Raw genomic sequence first — 18,636 nt, forward strand, 5'->3', positions numbered from 1 at the left:
CCTGCTCGTCGCCGTGCCGGCGGTTTCAGCCGACCGGCGGACCGTCCGACTGGCGGCGGATCAGGGCGAAGTCCAGCAGCACGTCCGCCGAAACGACCTCCGCCCCCTCGGCCTTGCCCCGGACGACGTCGAGCAGCGCGTTCACGCCTTCCCGCGACATTTCCGCGACCGGCTGGCGGATGGTGGTGAGCGGCGGCCAGACCGTGGTGGCCAGGGCCGTGTCGTCGAAGCCCACGATGGTCAGGTCGCGGGGCACGTCCAGGCCCTGCCGATGCGCCACCGCCACGGCCGCCGCCGCCATGTCGTCGTTGGAGGCGAACAGCGCCGTCGGGCGTTGGCGCAGGCTCAACAGTTGGTCCGCCGCGTCGAGCCCGGAATGGTATGTGAAATAGCCCTGCGCCACCAATCGTTCGTCGGTGGCGAGCCCGTGCTCGGCCAGGGCGTCGGCATAGCCCTGAAAGCGCAGTTCGCTGACCGTCTGGTTGGGATTGCCGCGCACGAAAGCGATCCGGGCATGGCCGAGACCGATGAGATGGCGCGTCATGGCGCGTGCGGCCGCGCGGTCGTCGATGCGGATCGAGGCGACGCCGGGCGCCGGCGCGCCCGATGCGATCGCGGCGGCGGGAAGGTCCGCGGCCTTCAAGCGGTCCACCACGCGCTGCGAATCGCACAGCGGCGGCGGCAGCAGCACGCCGTCCACGCCCGCCGCCAGCAGCCGCTCGACCGCCTCCGCCTCGCTGGCGTCGGAATCGCATTTCTCGACCAGAAGCTGCGCGCCCGCCCGGCTGCACTGATCCAGCCCGCCCAGGAGGAACTCGCTCAGATAGGCGGCGGACGGGTTGCTGTAGAGCAGGCCGATCTTCAGCGATTGGGCGCTGGCCAGGCTGCGCGCGGCCAGGTTCGGGGCATAGCCCAGTTCCTCGATCGCCCGCGCCACGGCCTCTCTCGTCGCCTCGCGCACGTTGCGCTCGCCGTTGACGACGCGCGACACGGTCATCGGCGAGACGCCGGCATGACGCGCCACGTCCTTGATGGTGCGACCGCCCCCCCCGCGCCGGGTGGAGCGTTTGGGTGCGGCTCCGGTCATGGCGTTCATTTAACCCCGCTGGGCTCGTCGCGTAAGCCGCCTTCAGGCGCCGATCGTCATCACCAGCCTAAGCGTCTCGCCGGGCGCCAGCGTCACCAGGCCCGCCTCCTCCGCTTCAGGGGCGTTCAACGCGTCGGGCCGGTGGCTCACCGGCTCCACGCAAACGAAGTCCGCGTCCCTTGGCGCATAGACGTGGACGCGCCGCACGCCGGGCGCCGTCAGGGTCGCGCCGCCACCTGCCCCATCCACGCGCGCCCGACCGTCCCAGTCTTCATAGGCGTTGTCGACGAAGGGCGCGTCGGACAGCGCCTCGCCCTGGCTCCAGTCCGCCAGTTCAGACGCGGGGACGAGGGCGCGCGGGATCAAGGTCTCGTCTGACAGCCAGACGCGACCCGCCGCCAGCGTCAGTCGGGCGTCGCCCGCGCGGTGGAAGTAGGGATGCAGACCCACGCCGGCCGGCGCCGGGCGCGCATCCGCATTGGCGATCTCCACCTCGACCCTCAGGCCGGCCTCATCCAGGGCGAAGCGCTGCGTGGCCTCAAAGCGCCAGGGCCAGCGACGATCGCCATCATGCCTGAGCGTCAGCACGGCCCGGTCGGCGCTCGCCTCGGCGACCTCCCAGGGCGACAGCCAGCCGACGCCGTGCAGCGCGTGAGGCTCGAACCCCGGCGTGGCCCCCAGGTCGAAGGCCCGCCCCTGGAACACGAACCGGCCGTCCCGGATGCGGTTGACGTAGGGGACCAGCGGAAAACAGGCGCTGTCCAGCGGGTTGTCGGACGCCTCCGGCATGGGCCGCAGGATCGGACGTCCGCCGACGCCGAGCGAGCGCACGACGCCGCCGCGGGGCGTGATTTCGGCGCGCCAATCCCCCGCCGTCAGTGTGATCCGGGTCGAGGCCGCGCCGTTCATCCGGCCGAATAGCTGGTCTTGATCTGGGTGTAGAACTCCACCGCCGCGAAGCCCTGTTCGCGCGCGCCGTAGCTCGACTTCTTGGAGCCCCCGAACGGCACGTGATAGTCGACGCCCGCCGTAGCCAGATTGACCATGGTCATCCCCGCCTTGGCGCGGCGCTGGAAGTCACGGGCGTATTTCAGCGACTGGGTGACGATGCCCGCCGACAGGCCGAACTCGACGCCGTTGGCGATCTCCAGCGCCTCTTCGTAGGACCTGACTCGGATGGTCGAGGCCACGGGGCCGAAGACCTCCTCGGTGTTGATCCGCATATCCGGCGCCGTATCGGCGATCAGCGTCGGCTGCACGTACCAGCCGGGCTTGTCCAGCTTCAGCCGGTCGCCGCCGGTGACGATCCGCCCGCCCGCGTCGCGCGCGATGTCGATGTATTTGTACGACGTCTCCCGCTGGCTCTCGCTGACGGCAGGGCCCATCTGGGTGTTCGGGTCCAGGGCGTCACCCACGCGCAGGGCCGCGACCTTCTCGGCCAGGGCGGCGACGAATCTGTCATGAATGCCGTCCTGCACGATCAGGCGACTGGAGGCGGTGCAGCGCTGGCCCGTGGCGAAGAAGCTGCCGTCCAGGGCGATGTTCACCGCCCGCTCCAGATCAGCGTCGTCCAGCACGATCAGCGGGTTCTTGCCGCCCATCTCCAGTTGCACCCGCGCCTGGCGCTTGACCGCCCCTTCCGCGACCGAGCCGCCCACGGCCTGTGAGCCGGTGAACGACACGCCGGTGATCCCTTCGTGCGCGACGATGGCGCGGCCCACATCGCCGTCGCCGACGATCATGTTGACCACGCCCTTGGGCAGGCCCGCCTCGTGCAGGACGGCGATCAGGGCCTCGGCCGTCGCGGGCGTCGGTCCGGCGGGCTTGATGACCACCGTATTGCCGAAGGCGATGGCGGGCGCGATCTTCCAGGCCGGGATGGCGATGGGGAAGTTCCACGGCGTGATCAGGCCGAACACGCCGACCGGCTGGCGATACGTCTGGACCTCCACGCCCGGTCGGGTCGAAGCTAGATTCTGGCCGTGCACCCGCAGGGCCTCTCCGGCGAAGTATTTCAGGATGCGGGCGGCGCGGACCGTCTCGCCGACGCCTTCGGGGACGGTCTTGCCCTCCTCGCGCGACAACAGGCGGCCGATCTGATCCTTGCGCTCCATGATCAGCGAGCCGGCCTTGTCCAGCACGTCGAAGCGCACCTCGGGCGAAGCGTTCGCCCAGCCGTCGAAGGCGTCCGTCGCCGCCGCCACGGCCTGGTCGACCTCGGCCGCCCCGCCCTTGGGCGTCCGCGCCACCACATCGCGGGTGTCGGACGGGTTCAGGCTCTCGCCGGGCCGGTCGCCCGCGATCCGCTCGCCGCCGATCCAGTGCGAGAGTTCCAGCGTGTCCGTCATGACAAGGTCCTTTCAAGAGACGCGGGCGACGGGGGAGCGTCGCCCGCTTTCGGGGAGATTGCAGGCTCGGCCGGCGCTCAGCCGGTCATATCTTCCAGCTCGCGGCCACGGGTTTCCTTCACCCACGCCTGGACCAGGAAGAAGGAGATCAGGGCGCTGACGGCGTAGAAGCCGTAGGTGATCACCAGGCCCAGCGTCGCCGCCATCCACGGGAAGCTGACCGAGATGGCGAAGTTGGCGATCCACTGGGCGAAGCCGGCGACGGCCAGGGCCGAACCGCGCATCTGATTGGGGAACATCTCGCCCAGCATGACCCACATCACCGGACCCCAGCTGAAGTTGAAGAAGACCACATAGGCGTTGGCGGCGATCAGGGCGACCAGACCGGTGCTGTCGTCCAGGTGCAGCGAGCCGTCGACCAGCGCCGCCTTTGAGAAGCACCAGGCCACGACGGCCAGGGTCACGAACATCCCCGCCGAACCGATCAGCAGCAGGGGTTTTCTGCCGATCTTGTCGATGACCGCGATGGCCGCCAGACAGGCGGCGATCGACAGAACCCCGGACAGGATGTTGATCTGCAGGGCGTCGTTCTCGGAGAAGCCGACCGACTGCCACAGCACCGCGCCGTAGTAGAAGACGATGTTGATGCCCACCAGTTGCTGGAACACCGCCAGGATCAGGCCGGCCCAGACGATGGGGCGAACCTTCCGGGTGGCGGGGTCCAGCAGGTCGGCGAACTTGGGCTTGTGGTCGGCCGCCAGGGAGGCGCGGATCTCGCCGACCTTGCGCGCTCCGGCGCCGGCGCCGAACAGTTTGGACAGCACAGCCTCGGCCTGGGCGTCCTTGCGCTTCACGACCAGGAATCGCGGGCTTTCCGGGATGGCCAGCAGCGCCAGCAGATAGACGGCGGCCGGAATGACCTGGAGCCAGAACATCCAGCGCCAGGCGGGAAAGCCCCACCAGAACTCCGCCGTCGAGGCGCCCGCCGTGCGCGCCAGCGCCCAGTTGGCGACGAAGGCGCCGGTCAGGCCGGTGATGATCATGATCTGCTGCACCGAGGACAGCCGTCCCCGGATCGAGGCCGGCGTCACTTCCGAGATATAGGCCGGCGACAGCACCGAGGCCGCGCCCACGCCCAGCCCGCCGATGAAGCGCGCGATGATGAAATGCGCCGAGGTGTCGGCCGCTCCGGCCCAGACGGCCGAGATGATGAACAGGACCGCCGCGATCTGCATCACAGTGCGGCGGCCGATGGCGTCGGCCAGCCGCCCAGCCGCGAAGGCCCCGAAGGCGCAGCCCAGCAGGATGGCGCCGACATTGAAGCCCGTGCCCAGCGCCGACAGATTGAAGGTGGCTTCCAGCCCGTCCTGCGTCCCGTTGATGACGCCGGAATCGTAGCCGAACATGAAGCCGCCGATGGTGGCCACCGCCACGATCAGGGCGATGAAGGCCATGTTGACGCGGTCCGACCCCGCGATGTCGGGGCCGGCGCCCCCCGTTGGTCCAGCCATTCGATGATTCCTCCCGAAGCCCGTCTAACGCGGGCGTGAAACCCTAGGAAACCCTACCGCCAGCCGGCGTCCACGAAATACTCGTGCCCTGTAATCAAACGTGCGTCGTCCGACGCCAGGAACAGGCCCAGCGCAGCGACGTCGCTGGGCTGCAGTCGGCCCTTCAGGCATTGGGCTGCGACGATCTCGGCCTCGCCGTCGGGGCTGTACCACTGCATCTGCCGCGGGGTCTGGACATTGCCCGGCACGATGCAGACGACGCGCACGCCGTCGCCGCCCAGTTCCCGCGCCAGGGCGCGGGTCATGCCCTCTATGCCCGCCTTGGCCGTCTCGTAGAGCGACAGGTCCGGCAGGCCCAGGTGCCAGCTGATCGACCCCAGGTTCAGGATCACGCCTGCGCCCCTGGCCCTCATGCCCGGCGCCACGGCCTGGGCGGCGAAGAACAGATGCCGCAGATTCACGTTGATCCTGTCGTCCCAATAGTCGGGCGTGACCTCGGCCAGGGCGTGACGATCGTCGTTGGCGGCGTTGTTGACCAGCACGTCCACCGCGCCGTGTTCGGCGATGACCTGAGCCAGACAGGTCTTCAACGCCTCCACATCCGTCAGATCGCACCGATGAAAGACCGGCGCGGGGGAAAGACCGCTCAGGGACCGTTCCAGCGCCAGGGATTCGTCCTCGGCGATATCCAGGAACACCACCCGCGCGCCTTGCCGGGCGAACCCTTCCGTGAATCCGGCGCCGATGCCCGAGCCGCCGCCGGTGACGACCACCAGCTTGCCCTTGAGCGACGGATAGATGGCGTTACTCAAAGAGCGCGCTCCCGCAACAGGCCGCGCGCGGCCAGACTGTACATCAGGTCCGCCACGCCGAAGGTCCACGGCGCGGCCTTGTCGGTCGTCGTCACGCGGTTTCGCAGCGTCCCCAGGCGCTCGGACGTCACCGTCACCTCGTCGCCGATCTTGTGGGTAAACCCCTGCCCCGGCGCGTCGCGATCTTCGACCGGCGCGAACATGGTGCCAAGGTAAAGGACGAAGCCGTCCGGGTATTGATGGTTCGCGTTCAGCGTCTGCCCGACCAGGTCCAGCGGATCGCGGCTGATCAGCCCCATCGACGATCGCCCCTCCAGCACGAAGCCGTCCTGGCCCCGAACCGTCAGCGAGACCGTCGCCCGGCGCACGTCGTCCATCGTGAAGTCGTCGTCGAATAGGCGCACGAACGGGCCCAAGGCGGCCGAGGCGTTGTTGTCCTTGGCCTTACCCAGCAGCAGGGCCGAACGCCCCTCGATGTCGCGGAGATTGACGTCGTTGCCCAGGGTCGCCCCCACGGCCCGGCCGGTCGGATCGCAGAGGATGGCGACCTCCGGCTCCGGGTTGTTCCAGGCGCTGTCCGGCCGCACGCCCACCTGATCGCCCCATCCGACCGAGGACAGGATCGGAGCCTTGGTGAAAATCTCGGCGTCCTTGCCGATGGCGACCTCCAGATACTGCGACCACAGGTCGTCGGCGATCAGGGCCGCCTTCAGCGCCATCGCCTGATCCGATCCCGGCCGGACCGTCGACAGGTCCGCCCCGACACGCTGCGCCAGAGTCTGGCGGATCGCCTGCGCCTGATTCAGGTCGCCGCGCGCCCGCTCCTCGATCACGCGCTCGACGGCCGAGACCGCGAAGGTCACGCCGGACGCCTTGATGCATTGCAGATCGACCGGCGACAGCACGACGCCGCCCGCGCCTTCGTCGCCGCGAGCGCCAAGAACGATCTCTTCCAAGTCGCCCAAATCACGACCCTGGATACGCCCCAGATCGGGCAGCCGCGCCGCCTCTGAAACGGTGGGAACCCGCTCCGACACGTCGATCAGCCGCCCGCCTCGAACCAGGGTCGGGATCGGTCCCCGTCCGATATCCACGCGGCCCAGGAAAAGGCCATCGCGCCAGTCGGCGGGCAAATCTTCGATGAGTCGGGTCATTTCCTCGCCGCCGCCGTTCTAGGCAGTCAATTTGGTAGCGCTATCATTCTCATCGCCGTTTCATATGTCAATGGGCTTGCCCTGGTGAAACATCCATACCCGCTGTTGCACAGCGTGATCACCGCCGTGGATCGCCACGTTGTGAACGTTCTCATTTCATGCTTCAACGCGACTCGAGAAGGGCGTCAGACTCTTCCGCTCAGGGAGGATATTGGAGAAGCGACGGATCGGGCCGCGGGCCGGATCGCGATGCTTCCTCGGTCGCACACCCGTCGCCTGGCGACGCGGCGCGGCTGTTCTCCTGACAACTGATGGCCGCGCGGGGCGGTCCGTCCAGGTCTTCAGGGGAGTTTCCATGCGTTCTCGTTCGTTTCGTTTCGGCGTCTCTGTGCTCGCCGTCGCCCTGGCGACGACGGCTCCGCTGGCCGTCGCGCCGACCGCCCAGGCTCAGGCACAGGCTCAGGCTCAGGCCCAGCCGGCGTCCGCCGCTCGCGCCCAGAGCGCCGCGGAACGGGCCCAGGGCCTGCTGGCGCGGATGACGCAGGACGAGAAGCTGCAGTTGATCCACGGCTACTTCCCGCCGTTGGCCGATCGGACGCCCGGCGCCCCGGTCGAGGACATGATCCCTTCCGCCGGCCACATCCCGGGCATTCCACGCCTGGGCATCCCCGACATCCGCGAAAGCGACGCCAGCCTTGGCGTCGCCAACCAGGTCGAGCAGAGGAAGGGCGACGTCGCCACCGCCCTGCCCGCCAGCCTGGCCACCGCCGCCGCGTTCGACCCCGAGATCGCCTACGCCGGCGGCGCCATGATCGGCGCCGAGGCCCGCGCCAAGACCTTCAACGTCCTGCTGGCCGGCGGCGTCAACCTGACCCGCGATCCCTGGGCGGGCCGCAACTTCGAATATCTGGGCGAGGATCCGTTGCTGGCCGGCGTGATGGCCGGAGAGCACATCCGCGGCGTCCAGTCCAACGCCATCGCCTCCACCATCAAGCATTTCGCCTTCAATTCCCAGGAAACGGGGCGGATGATTATGGACGCGCGACTGGACGAGGCGGCGCTGCGCGAAAGCGACCTTCTGGCCTTCCAGATCGCCATCGAGCGGGGCGATCCCGCCTCGGTCATGTGCGCCTACAACAAGGTCAACGGCGACTGGGCCTGCGAGAACGACTTCCTGCTGAACCAGGTGCTGAAGCGCGACTGGGCCTATGAAGGCTGGGTCATGTCCGACTGGGGCGCGGTCCATTCCACCGTCAAGGCGGCGATGGCCGGCCTGGACCAGGCGTCGGGGCAGGAGCTGGACAAGGCGCTGTATTTCGACGCGCCGTTCCGCGAGGCGTTGGCGGCGGGCCAGATCCCGCAGGCCCGGCTGGACGACATGGTGCGTCGCTTTCTGGTCGGGCTGATCGAGGCGGGCGTGCTGGACGCCCCCGTCGTGACCGAACCGCAGGATATCGACTACGTCGCCCACGCCGAGGTCGCCCAGCGCGCGGCCGAGGCGGGCATCGTCATGCTGAAGAACGACGGCGGCGTCCTGCCCCTGACGGCCAACGCCCGCTCCATCGCCCTGATCGGCGGCCATGCCGACGTCGGCGTGCTGTCGGGGGGCGGGTCGTCCCAGGTCCGTTCGGTCGGCGGCGCGCCGGTCGAGGTTCCCCTGACCTCCGGCGCGGCGGCCTCGTTCGCGCGCTACACCTACCATGCCTCCTCGCCCCTGCAGGCGATCCGCGCCCTGGCGCCCCAGGCGACCGTGACCTTCGCTTCGGGAGACGACGTGGAGGCCGCCCGGCGCGCCGCCGCCCAGGCTGACGTCGTCGTGGTCTTCGCCACCAAATGGAGCACCGAGGCGGTCGATTCCGAAAACCTGGACCTGGACGCCGACCAGAACGCCCTGATCGCGGCCGCCGTCCAGGCCAACCCGAAGACCGTCGTGGTGCTGGAAACCGGCGGCCCGGTGCTGATGCCCTGGATCGATCAGGTCCCGACCGTCATCCAGGCCTGGTATCCCGGCCAGCGCGGCGGTGAGGCCATCGCCCGGATCCTGTTCGGTCAGGTCAATCCGTCCGGTCGCCTGCCGATCACCTTCCCGGCCAGCGCCGACCAGCCGCCTCGTCCGGTTCCGCCCGGCCTGGACCTGCTGAAGGCCGCCGACACCGCGGCCGCGGATGCCGCCGCCAATCCCGGCGCCCCGGCCGCGCCCGGAATGCAGGATTTCGCCGTCGATTATGTGGAAGGCGCCGACGTCGGCTATCGCTGGTACGAACGCCAGGGACTGAAACCGCTTTTCGCGTTCGGCCACGGCCTGTCCTACACGACCTTCGCCTATGACAACCTGGCCGTCTCGAACGAAGACGGCCTCAGCGTCAGCGTCGACGTCACCAACACCGGGCGCTTCGCCGGCGTCGACGTGCCCCAGCTCTATGTCCGGCCCGCCGACGGCGAACGCCCGCGCCGCCTGGCCGGCTGGTCGCGGCTGTCGCTTCAGCCCGGCGAGACCCGGCGGGTGACCATCAAGGCCGAGCCTCGCATCATCGCCGATTACGACACCGGCCTGCCGGGCTGGCGCATCGAGGCAGGCGACTACGCCGTCGCCATCGCCCACGACGCGGGCGACCCCGGCTTGACGGGCCGGACCACCATTTCAGGGACCACCACAAGGCCTTGAGAAAAGCCGCCAACGCACGCGGCGCTGCAAAGAGGGAGGAAGACACCATGAGACTACACAAGCGACCCCTGGTCGCGGCCCTGCTGGCCAGTTCGGCGCTCGTCGCGCCGGCCTACGCCCAGACGGCGGACGCGCCCCCCGAACAAGCCCCGATCGACCAGAATGTCGCCGAGGTCGGCGAGATCGTCGTCACCGGCATCCGAGCGTCACAAGAACAATCGATCAGCATCAAGCGCCAGGAAACCGCGCTGGTCGACGCCATCTCCGCCGAAGACATCGGCAAGCTGCCCGATGTCACTGTCGCCGACGCGCTCCAACGCATCGCAGGCGTTCAGATCCGCCGTAACGCCGGCGAAGGATCGACGGTCAACATCCGCGGCTTGCCCCAGGTCGTCACCCTGATGAACGGCGAGCAATATCTCAGCCCCGGAAACCTGGGCGAAGCTCAGCCGAACCTGAACGACGTGCCGTCCCAGCTGATGAGCTCGATCGTCGTGTTCAAGTCGCAGGACGTGTCCAACGCCCTGTCCGGCATCTCGGGCACCATCGACCTGCGCACCCGCCGGCCAATGGACTTCGACTACGGCGCCACCGTCGCGACCAACGCCGAATACGCCACGGGCGAAGACACCCGCCAGGACGACTATTCGTTCAACGCCCTGCTGAACTGGCGCGGCGATCGCTGGGGCGTCATGCTGGCTGGCGTGTCCACCAAGGCGAACCTGGGCAACAACTACTCCGGCATCAGCGGCGGCCTGTTCAGCAACAACGACTGGGGCGGCGACGCCGACAACTGGATCGCACCGCACGGCTACGACACCTTCCGTCGCGTGGTCGAACGTGAGCGCACCGGCCTGAACGGCGCCTTCCAGTTCGATTTCGACGACGCCTGGCGCCTGACCGGCGAAGTCTTCTACACCAAGCAGAAGGAATACAACCGCGCCGCGGGCCTGAACATCTCCAACCGGTGGGGCGCCCTGGGCTGGACGACGCCGACCGACTTCACCGTCACCGGCGTCAATTGGTCGAACGGCAATCCCTGGCTCGACGTCAGCGAATACGACCTGGACGTCTGGTGGCTGAACTCGTTCACCGTCAACCGGGTCACCGAGACCGAATCGACCAACCTGAATCTTGAGCTGGAGTACGACAACGGCGGCCCGTTCACCTTCTCGGCGCGCGCGGTTCACGGCGAGGCCTCTCTGTTGAGCATGAACGGCCAGGTCCAAGGCGACCTGTCGAACTGGCGCTATTCGCCGGATCGGCAGTTCACCCTGTTCCGCGATCCGCTGGACCGGACCCGGGGTCCGTTCTACTCGGCCGAGATCGCGGCCCTCTATCCCGCGTCTCGTTACACCAACGGCATCGTCGGCTCGAACGGCGGACGCTACATCGACCCCAACCCGCTGGGCATCGGCGAAGACCCGTTGGTTCACCTGAACATCGGCAACACCGGCACCACCATCTGGAGCGGGTTCGACAACCCGATTTCGGGTGGTCTCGGCAACGTGCCTCTGTCGCAGTACATGGCCAATCTGGACAGCTACGCCGTCGCCGCCTTCTCCTCGGAAGGCAATCAGGAGAACGAGTCCGAACTGACGGTCGTCCGCGCCGACGGCTCCTACGACTTCAGCCAGCCTGCGCTGGGCTTCATCTCCCGCGTCGACTTCGGCCTGCGTCACAGCGACCGCCGCGTGGAGATCGAAAGCTTCCACCTGTTCTCCGACGTCAATGGCTGCTCGGTCCAGTGGAAGGCCATCGACGTGGTCATGAACCAGGGCCAGTGCAGCGCCGGCGAACAGGTGGCCAACCCCGCCTACGATCCGGCCTTGCCGATCAGCGACGCCAACCAGCCCACCATCTTCCAGGGCTACACCGTCAACCGGCCGACGACGCTATACGACCACAACAACGTCTATTTCCTGGACGACTACGGCTCCATCACCTCGGGTCTCCCGGGTGTCTGGGTCGCCGATCCGCATGACTTCGACGACATCGTGTCGTTCCAGGAACGCGTGTTCGGCAGCGCCTATCGCGTCATCATCCCGGGAAACAGCTATGACGTGGATCTGTTCGAGGACAGCGCCTACGCCAACGCCGGCATTGCGTGGAGCCAACTGACCGGCGACGTCGGTTTGCGCGTGGTCCGCACCCGCCTGGACGTGCGCCAGAACCTCACCGGCGACACCCGCGCCTATGGGGACACCAACCTGGATGTGGGCGACAGCTTCTCCAGCCGCAGCTACACCGACTACCTGCCGACGGTGAACCTGGCGTGGGACTTCACGGACAAGTTGCGCCTGCGCGGTTCGTTCGCCCGCACCATGATCCCGCTGGATCTGGGCAACTACGGCGGAGGCGTGACCATCTCGACAGCCGATGAAACCCAAGGTCCGACGCCCGAGGATCCGACCGCGCCGCCCATCGGCGTTCGTCGCGTCACCGGCGCCACCTACGGGGGCAGCCCGGACCTGGATCCGTGGCGTTCCAACAACTTCGACCTGGCTCTGGAGTACTATTACGGCCCCGCGACGCTTTTCAACGTGGCGCTGTTCCGTCTGGATATCGAGAGCTTCATCACCCGCGGGACCATCCCTAACGGCGCGGAGTTCCCAGATGGCGACGGCGTGATTCGCCGCAGCGTGCCGGTCACGGGCCCGCTTCAGGGCGAAAGCGGCGAATTGCAGGGCATCGAGGTCGGCGCGAAGATCGGCGTCGCCGACTTCTATCCGGACATGGGCCTGTGGTCGAACTTCGGCTTCGACGGCAGCTTCACCTTCTCGGACAGCAAGCAGACCGGCCGCGACCTGACGGGCGAGGCCTTGCCCTTCATTGACAACTCCAAATACTCGGTCAACGCCGCGATCTGGTATCAGGACGATCGCTTCCAGGCCCGTGTCGCCTACAACTATCGGACGCCGCGACTGTCCTCGACCTTCGGGGACATCAACAGCGAGCTCGGCGGGATCGGTATCTACCAGGACACGAGCCAATACGTGGACGTCAACCTGACCTACGACGTCAACGACATGGTCACGATCTACGCCAACGGCTCCAACGTCTTCGGCGAGATCGAGGAATACTACATGGAGTTCGAGGACGGCGCGGAGCAGTTCCACAGCCGCAACCAGTTCGAACCGCGATACTCGGTGGGCATACGGGCCCGCTTCTAGGCTCATCCTGAGCGACTGGCCGGCGGCGCACAGGTGTCGCCGGCCGCTTTTTTCTTCTAGGTTCACGCCCGACATGGACCCGACATCCGACAACCGTATCCGCTCCGTTGTCATCGTCGGCGGCGGCACGGCCGGCTGGATGACGGCGGCCGCCCTGACCCAGCATTTCCGCGGGACGCCGCTGACGATCACCGTCGTGGAATCGTCCGAGATCGGCACGATCGGCGTGGGCGAGGCCACCATCCCCACGATCCGGCGCTTCTACGGCCAACTGGGCCTGCGCGACGAAGACGTCATGCGCGCGACCCAGGCCACCTGCAAGCTGGGCATCCGGTTCATCGACTGGTCCGGCCCCGGCACGGACTTCATCCACCCCTTCGGCCTCTACGGCCAGGACGTGAAGGGCGTGGGCTTTCATCATTTCTGGCTGAGGCAGCGCCGCACCGGCGACGCCACGCCGCTGGACGCCTATTCGCTGGGCGCGCAGATGGCCCTGGCGGGCAAGTTCGATCACCCCTCGCGCAACCCGCCCTCCCCCATGTCCGTGTTCGACTGGGCCTTGCACCTGGACGCCGGCCTGTTCGCCCAGCATCTGCGCGCCTATGCCCAGGCGGGCGGCTGCCGCCGTATCGACGCCCGCATCGCCGGCGTGGAACTGAAGCCCAAGGACGGCTTCGTCCGGGCGTTGAAGCTGGCGGACGGGCGCGAGGTCGAGGGCGATCTGTTCGTCGACTGCTCTGGCTTTGGCGGCCTGGTCATCGGCCAGGCGCTGAGCGTGGCCTACGAGGACTGGTCCCGCTGGCTGCCCTGCGACGCCGCCTTCGCGGTGCAAAGCCGCAATCGCCCCGGCGACGCCCCCGCGCCCTATACGCGCGTCACGGCCCGCTCGGCCGGCTGGCAGTGGGGCATCCCTCTGCAACATCGCGCCGGAAACGGCCTGGTCTTCTCCAGCGCCTATCTCGGCGACGAGGCGGCGCTGGCGGAACTGACGCCGAACCTGATGGGCGAGCCGCTGAGCGAGCCGCGCCGCATCGCCTTTCGCCCCGGACGTCGCGCCCGCGCCTGGGAACGGAACTGCGTTTCCATCGGCCTGTCCGCTGGTTTCCTGGAGCCGCTGGAGAGCACCAGCATCGCCCTGATCGAAACCGCCATCGAACGGTTGAAGGCGCTGTTCCCCGATCGTGGTTTCGCGGCCCCGATCATCGACGAGTTCAACGATCAGTCGGCCCGCGAGATGGAGCGGGTCCGCGATTTCATCATCCTGCACTACAAGCTGAACCGGCGCGACGACACCGACTTCTGGCGCGACTGCCGGGCGATGGACGTCCCCGATACCCTGGCGCGCAAGATCGACCTGTGGCGCGCGCGCGGCGCCTTCGTGCGCTATCGGTGGGAGATGTTCCATCCCGCCAGCTGGCTGGCCCTCTACGCGGGCTTCGACCTTTTTCCCAAAGCGACCGATCCGGTCGTCGACGCCTTTGACGCCGCCGATCTTGACCGCAGCCTTCGCGAGATGCGCGAGGCGGTGACCCAGGCTGTCGCCCGGGCGCCCGATCACGCCGACTTCCTGGCCCGTCTGGACCCCACCCTCGCCGCCTGAGCCCCGCATGGACACGCCCCACCGCCCCCTGAAGAAGATTTGCGTCGTCGGCGGCGGCACCGCCGGCTGGATCGCCGCCGCCCTGATGGCCGAACATTTCAAGGGCCTTCAGTGCGAGATCGAACTGGTCGAGTCCGACGAGATCGGCACGATCGGCGTTGGCGAATCCACCGTGCCGCCCTTCCTGCAGCTCCTGGCCAAGCTAGGCGTCGACGAGGCGGCGTTCATCCGCGAGACCCAGGCCAGCTTCAAGCTGGGGATCGAGTTCCGCGATTGGTCGCGCAAGGGCGAACGCTATTTCCACCCCTTCGGCGTCATCGGCGCGCCCGTCGACATCAGCGAGTTCTACCAGGTGTGGCTCAAGGCCCGGCGCCACGGCCTGGACCGGCCGTTGCAGGACTTCGCCCCCGCCAGCGTCATGGCTCGCGAGGGCCGGTTCATGTTGCCGTTCAAGGCGCCGCGAACCCCTTTGGCCGGGGCCTCCTACGCCCTTCACGTCGATGCGCGGCGCGTCGCCCAGTTCCTGCGGCGCTTCGCCGAAGCGCGCGGCGTGGTCCGCACCGAAGGTATGGTGGATAGTGTCGATACGCGCCCCGACGGCTTCGTGCGCGCGCTCCGGCTGCGCAGCGGCAAGGTCGTCGAGGCGGACTTCTTCATCGACTGCACCGGCTTTCGCGCGCTGCTGCTCGGCAAGGCGATGGGCGTCGGCTACACCGACTGGTCCCAGTGGCTGTTGTGCGACCGGGCCGTGGCGGTTCAGACCGAGAATGTCGGCCCGCCGCCGCCCTACACCGTGGCGCACGCCCAGGACTACGGCTGGCGCTGGCGCATCCCGCTGCAGCACCGGGCGGGCAACGGCTACGTCTTCTCCAGCGCCCATCTTTCGGACGACGAGGCCACAGCCACACTGCTGGCCCAGGTCGAAGGCCGGCCCGTGGTCGATCCGATGGTGGTTCCTTTCAAGACCGGCGTGCGAGACCGGATCTGGAGCGGCAACGTCCTGGCCCTGGGCCTGGCCTCGGGTTTCATCGAACCGCTGGAATCCACGGCCATCCACCTGATCTACCGTGGCATGGACTTCTTCTTCCGCTACCTGCCGAACGCCGATTGCGACCACGCCCTCGCGGATGAATACAACCGCCGAATGATCGCGGACTACGAAGAAATCCGCGACTTCATCATTCTGCACTACTGCCTGACCCAGCGCGACGACACCGCCTTCTGGCGCGCCTGCCGGAATATGGAACTGCCGGCCGAGCTTGCGGCGCGCATCGCCCTGTTCCGCGCCAACGGCACCCTCGCCGAAGGACTGGACGCCCTTTTCCGCAGCGCCAGTTGGCAGAGCGTGATGGACGGCATGGGCGTCATGCCGAGAAGCTGGCACCCGCTGGTGCAACGGATAGACTTCGCCGGCATGGCCCAGCGTATGGACCTGGCCGCGGATTTACTGGCGCGGGTCGTGGCGGACCAGCCGACCCATGCGGACTTCATCCGCTCCCACTGCGCCGCCCCCGTATGAATAAGCGCCGCCACCCCCTATAGCCTGACCTGCGACCAAGCTTCACCTCAGGAACCGCCCTTGCCCCGCCCCGTCACCATCAAGGATGTCGCCGCCGAGGCTGGCGTCTCCCTGCAGACGGTGTCGCGGGTCATCAACGACGGGCCCAACGTTCGGGCGGAGGTCAAGGCGCGGGTCAACGCCGCCATCGCCAAGCTGGGCTATACCCCCAGCCTGGCCGCTCGCCGCATGGGGGGATCGCGCTCCTATCTGCTGCTGGCCCTGAATGACCGCGATCGCACGATCGAGGGCTGGACCTCCGGCGAAGGCACCGACTGGGTCGATCAGATGCTGATGGGCGGGATGCTGGAATGCGCCCGGCGGGGCTACCGCATGATCTTCGAACTGGTCGACACCCATTCCAGCCATGTCGAGCGCGAGGTCGCCGGCGCCCTCGCCGCGCTCAATCCCGACGGCGTGATCCTGACGCCGCCGCACTCCGACAATCCCCTGATCACCGACCTGCTCGCGCGCCGGGGGCTGCCGTTCGCCCGGATCGGCTCGCAGACGCCGGGGGCCGGGTTCGCGATCGCCATGGACGACGCCGAGGCCGCCCGCGTCGCCGCCCGTCGGCTGATCGACCTGGGCCACCGTCGGATCGGCTTCATCACCGGCAGCGACGAATACGCCCTCAGCGCCGCGCGCCTGGAGGGCTACGCCGACGCCCTGAGAGCGCACGACCTGTACGACCCGGCCCTGGTGGCGTCCGGCGATTTCAGCTTTGCCTCGGGCGAGAGGGGCATGAACGCCCTGCTCGACCTGCCCCGGCCGCCGACGGCGGTGGTGGCCAGCAACGACCAGATGGCGCTCGCGGCCCTGCGGGTCGCCAACGCGCGCGGCCTTTCGGTTCCGCAACACCTGTCCATCATCAGCTTCGACGACACCCCGATCGTGCGTTTCAGCCACCCGCCCCTGTCGGCGATCCGTCAGCCCATCGCGGCCATGACCGCCCAGGCGGCCGATCTGCTGATGCGGTCCAAGACCGGAGAAACGGGCCTTCCGCCGGGCCGCCTCGTGCCCTTCTCGCTGATCGAACGCGAATCCACCGACGCCGCCCCGGCCTGAGCTCGCTATTCCAGCAGCCCCCGACGCTGCATGTCGACCACCACCGGGTCGCTGAGCGCGGCGATGACTTCCAGATCATAGGCGTCTTCGGCCTTGTCGCGGTCGTCGAACAGCCACGCGCCGTGGCGCCGCAGGGTCGAGACGCTGAACTGAAGCGCCGCCGCCTGACGCGCGCCCAGGCGTTCGATCCGCTGCAGTCGGACCCCGGCTTCGGATCGGATCAAGGTCTTGCGCGTGGGCATCTGATCCCCCTTCGAACCCACGCTGTCACAAAAAACGCGGGTCGAGGAGTCGCGCCGCGCCAGACGCCTTCACATCTGCGTAACCTTTCGCGCGCGCAAAAAAAGGCCCGGCGATGAAGGCCGGGCCGACAACAGGTTCGGTGATGGTGGCCTCCCAATACGCAGAGGTCGTCTTCTTCCTTAACCGAATTGGTGAACGGAGCCTTAAGCGCCCTTAGTCCGGCAACCAGGTTTCCTGCCGGCCCTGCGGCGGGGTGGGCCAACCGATCCGCCAGCCCTCACCCGCTCGTGACAGGGTGGTCCCCCCCGGCGCTCCGACGCCCGGATAGGCGTAGGTACGACCGCCGACGACGATCGATCGCGCGCCCGCGCCGCTGACCAGCACGCGCCAGCGCCCGCCGGACAGTGGCGTCACGGCCTCGGCCGCGCCATCGACCGACACTGTCGGGGGCGCGCCCTGCGGCGGCGCCCGTCCCACGATCTGGAGGGCGGCGCCGTCGGAATCGACGGCGTCCAGCGGACCGGCGGCGTCGAGCCGCCGCGTCGCCTCCCCCGCCGCGATCAGGGCCGCCGGGCCGCCTGGGATCAGCACCAGACGATCGGGCGAGACCGAGGCGTCCTCCCCGACCTGAACCTCCGGCGTCAGCAGCACGGGCGCGTCGGGCGCGGGGATTCTCAGCTCGAAACGTCCGGCGCCGTCCGCCGCCGCCGCCACCGCCTCTCCATCGGCGCCGCGCAGCACCACGCGCGCGCCGGGCCCGGCGGCGCCGCTCACCAGTCGGTCTGTCCCGTCGACCGCCACCGCGTCGATTCGCGGCGGCTGTATCCAGGCGGACGCCGCCGGCGCCTCCGACGCGCGCGCCGCCGGTTCCTCGCCGCGCGAGCAGGCGCCCAGCGCGCCCAGCAGCAGGGTCATGGTGACGATCCGACGTTTCATCCCGCGCCTCGACGATATAGGACTGGCGACCCAGCGTTCGGCTCGTGTTAGCTCGACCGCCGCCGGTTTGGCCATGCCTGCCGCGTCTCACCCAGTTCCAGAGGCCCCATGTCGCTGCCCGACGTCTTCATCCAGCCGTTCGACGGTCCGTCCGTCTGCCTGTTCTGCGCGTCGTCCGACGGCGCCGACCCCGCCTATCTGCAGTCGGCGCGTGATTTCGGCGCGGCGGCGGCGGCGGCGGGCTGGCGGCGGGGGTGGCGGCCATTGTCCGCTTCCTGCGCCCCGAGACGCGCCTCATCGGCGTCGAACCGGACGAGGCCCCGACGATGAAGAGCGCCATCGAGGCCGGGCGCGTCGTCGATCTGGATCAGGTCGGCCTGTTCGCCGACGGGGTGGCCGTGCGCCGCGCAGGCGACGAGACCTTCCGCCTGTGCCGAGATTTGCTGGACGAGATCGTGCTGGTCGACACCGACGCCATCTGCGC

Annotated in this window: 14 protein-coding genes; 6 read left to right on the plus strand and 8 right to left on the minus strand. The window is 68.4% G+C overall.

The genetic code is table 11. The features are described from left to right. Positions 1 to 25 precede the first annotated feature (25 nt). The 6 genes from B2U11_RS09810 to B2U11_RS09835 all read right to left on the minus strand — a co-directional run bounded on the left by B2U11_RS09810 (position 26) and on the right by B2U11_RS09835 (position 6,912). Complete coding sequence (locus B2U11_RS09810) at positions 26 to 1,087, minus strand: LacI family DNA-binding transcriptional regulator (protein ID WP_292071408.1); 1,062 nt, start codon at positions 1,085 to 1,087, stop codon at positions 26 to 28. Positions 1,088 to 1,129: 42 nt separating this feature from the next. Then, on the minus strand, positions 1,130 to 1,996 hold the full coding sequence (locus B2U11_RS09815; RefSeq protein WP_292071409.1) for an aldose 1-epimerase: 867 nt from the start codon (positions 1,994 to 1,996) through the stop codon (positions 1,130 to 1,132). Beyond that, entirely contained in the window at positions 1,993 to 3,435 is a 1,443-nt protein-coding gene (locus B2U11_RS09820) for an aldehyde dehydrogenase family protein (protein WP_292071410.1), read from the minus strand. Before B2U11_RS09820 ends, B2U11_RS09815 begins: the two co-directional genes overlap by 4 nt. 77 nt (positions 3,436 to 3,512) lie before the next feature. Next, positions 3,513 to 4,946, minus strand: a complete 1,434-nt coding sequence (locus B2U11_RS09825; protein WP_292071411.1) for a sugar porter family MFS transporter — start codon at positions 4,944 to 4,946, stop codon at positions 3,513 to 3,515. Between the two features lie 53 nt (positions 4,947 to 4,999). Then, positions 5,000 to 5,758, minus strand: coding sequence for an SDR family NAD(P)-dependent oxidoreductase (locus B2U11_RS09830; RefSeq protein WP_292071412.1), 759 nt, complete (start codon positions 5,756 to 5,758; stop codon positions 5,000 to 5,002). Beyond that, on the minus strand, positions 5,755 to 6,912 hold the full coding sequence (locus B2U11_RS09835) for a fumarylacetoacetate hydrolase family protein (RefSeq protein ID WP_292071413.1): 1,158 nt from the start codon (positions 6,910 to 6,912) through the stop codon (positions 5,755 to 5,757). Before B2U11_RS09835 ends, B2U11_RS09830 begins: the two co-directional genes overlap by 4 nt. A gap of 355 nt (positions 6,913 to 7,267) precedes the next feature. Here B2U11_RS09835 and B2U11_RS09840 point away from each other — a divergent pair, with 355 nt between their 5' ends. The 5 genes from B2U11_RS09840 to B2U11_RS09860 all read left to right on the plus strand — a co-directional run bounded on the left by B2U11_RS09840 (position 7,268) and on the right by B2U11_RS09860 (position 16,973). Further along, the gene (locus B2U11_RS09840) at positions 7,268 to 9,577 is read left to right on the plus strand and encodes a beta-glucosidase family protein (RefSeq protein ID WP_292071414.1); all 2,310 of its coding nucleotides are present in this window, start codon (positions 7,268 to 7,270) and stop codon (positions 9,575 to 9,577) included. 47 nt (positions 9,578 to 9,624) lie between these two features. Beyond that, positions 9,625 to 12,750, plus strand: a complete 3,126-nt coding sequence (locus tag B2U11_RS09845) for a TonB-dependent receptor (RefSeq protein WP_292071415.1) — start codon at positions 9,625 to 9,627, stop codon at positions 12,748 to 12,750. Positions 12,751 to 12,823: 73 nt separating this feature from the next. Next, positions 12,824 to 14,350, plus strand: a complete 1,527-nt coding sequence (locus B2U11_RS09850; RefSeq protein WP_292071416.1) for a tryptophan halogenase family protein — start codon at positions 12,824 to 12,826, stop codon at positions 14,348 to 14,350. A 7-nt stretch (positions 14,351 to 14,357) separates the two neighbouring features. Continuing rightward, a complete protein-coding gene (locus B2U11_RS09855; protein WP_292071417.1) occupies positions 14,358 to 15,869 on the plus strand; it encodes a tryptophan halogenase family protein in 1,512 nt (503 codons plus the stop codon). A 60-nt stretch (positions 15,870 to 15,929) separates the two neighbouring features. Further along, positions 15,930 to 16,973, plus strand: coding sequence for a LacI family DNA-binding transcriptional regulator (locus tag B2U11_RS09860; RefSeq protein WP_292071418.1), 1,044 nt, complete (start codon positions 15,930 to 15,932; stop codon positions 16,971 to 16,973). Between the two features lie 5 nt (positions 16,974 to 16,978). Here B2U11_RS09860 and B2U11_RS09865 read toward each other — a convergent pair whose 3' ends face one another. Together B2U11_RS09865 and B2U11_RS09870 are read right to left on the minus strand one after the other, a co-directional pair. Next, positions 16,979 to 17,215 (minus strand): hypothetical protein, encoded by a 237-nt coding sequence (locus B2U11_RS09865; protein WP_292071419.1) that lies wholly within the window; start codon positions 17,213 to 17,215, stop codon positions 16,979 to 16,981. A gap of 214 nt (positions 17,216 to 17,429) precedes the next feature. Continuing rightward, positions 17,430 to 18,152 (minus strand): hypothetical protein, encoded by a 723-nt coding sequence (locus B2U11_RS09870; protein WP_292071420.1) that lies wholly within the window; start codon positions 18,150 to 18,152, stop codon positions 17,430 to 17,432. 254 nt (positions 18,153 to 18,406) lie between these two features. Here B2U11_RS09870 and B2U11_RS09875 point away from each other — a divergent pair. After that, positions 18,407 to 18,636 (plus strand): pyridoxal-phosphate dependent enzyme (locus tag B2U11_RS09875; protein WP_292071421.1); only part of this gene is annotated, 230 nt, incomplete at its 3' end.

Origin of the sequence: Brevundimonas sp. UBA7534, from assembly GCF_002479325.1 — a bacterium.
Classification (GTDB): Bacteria; Pseudomonadota; Alphaproteobacteria; order Caulobacterales; family Caulobacteraceae; genus Brevundimonas.

Excerpts from the sequence above, each read along its gene's own strand:
- B2U11_RS09810 (WP_292071408.1), bottom strand. The coding sequence starts at position 1,087 with ATGACCGGAGCCGCACCCAAACGCTCCACCCGGCGCGGGGGGGGCGGT.
- B2U11_RS09815 (WP_292071409.1), bottom strand. The coding sequence starts at position 1,996 with ATGAACGGCGCGGCCTCGACCCGGATCACACTGACGGCGGGGGATTGG.
- B2U11_RS09820 (WP_292071410.1), bottom strand. The coding sequence starts at position 3,435 with ATGACGGACACGCTGGAACTCTCGCACTGGATCGGCGGCGAGCGGATC.
- B2U11_RS09825 (WP_292071411.1), bottom strand. The coding sequence starts at position 4,946 with ATGGCTGGACCAACGGGGGGCGCCGGCCCCGACATCGCGGGGTCGGAC.
- B2U11_RS09835 (WP_292071413.1), bottom strand. The coding sequence starts at position 6,912 with ATGACCCGACTCATCGAAGATTTGCCCGCCGACTGGCGCGATGGCCTT.
- B2U11_RS09840 (WP_292071414.1), top strand. The coding sequence starts at position 7,268 with ATGCGTTCTCGTTCGTTTCGTTTCGGCGTCTCTGTGCTCGCCGTCGCC.
- B2U11_RS09845 (WP_292071415.1), top strand. The coding sequence starts at position 9,625 with ATGAGACTACACAAGCGACCCCTGGTCGCGGCCCTGCTGGCCAGTTCG.
- B2U11_RS09850 (WP_292071416.1), top strand. The coding sequence starts at position 12,824 with ATGGACCCGACATCCGACAACCGTATCCGCTCCGTTGTCATCGTCGGC.
- B2U11_RS09855 (WP_292071417.1), top strand. The coding sequence starts at position 14,358 with ATGGACACGCCCCACCGCCCCCTGAAGAAGATTTGCGTCGTCGGCGGC.
- B2U11_RS09865 (WP_292071419.1), bottom strand. The coding sequence starts at position 17,215 with ATGCCCACGCGCAAGACCTTGATCCGATCCGAAGCCGGGGTCCGACTG.
- B2U11_RS09870 (WP_292071420.1), bottom strand. The coding sequence starts at position 18,152 with ATGAAACGTCGGATCGTCACCATGACCCTGCTGCTGGGCGCGCTGGGC.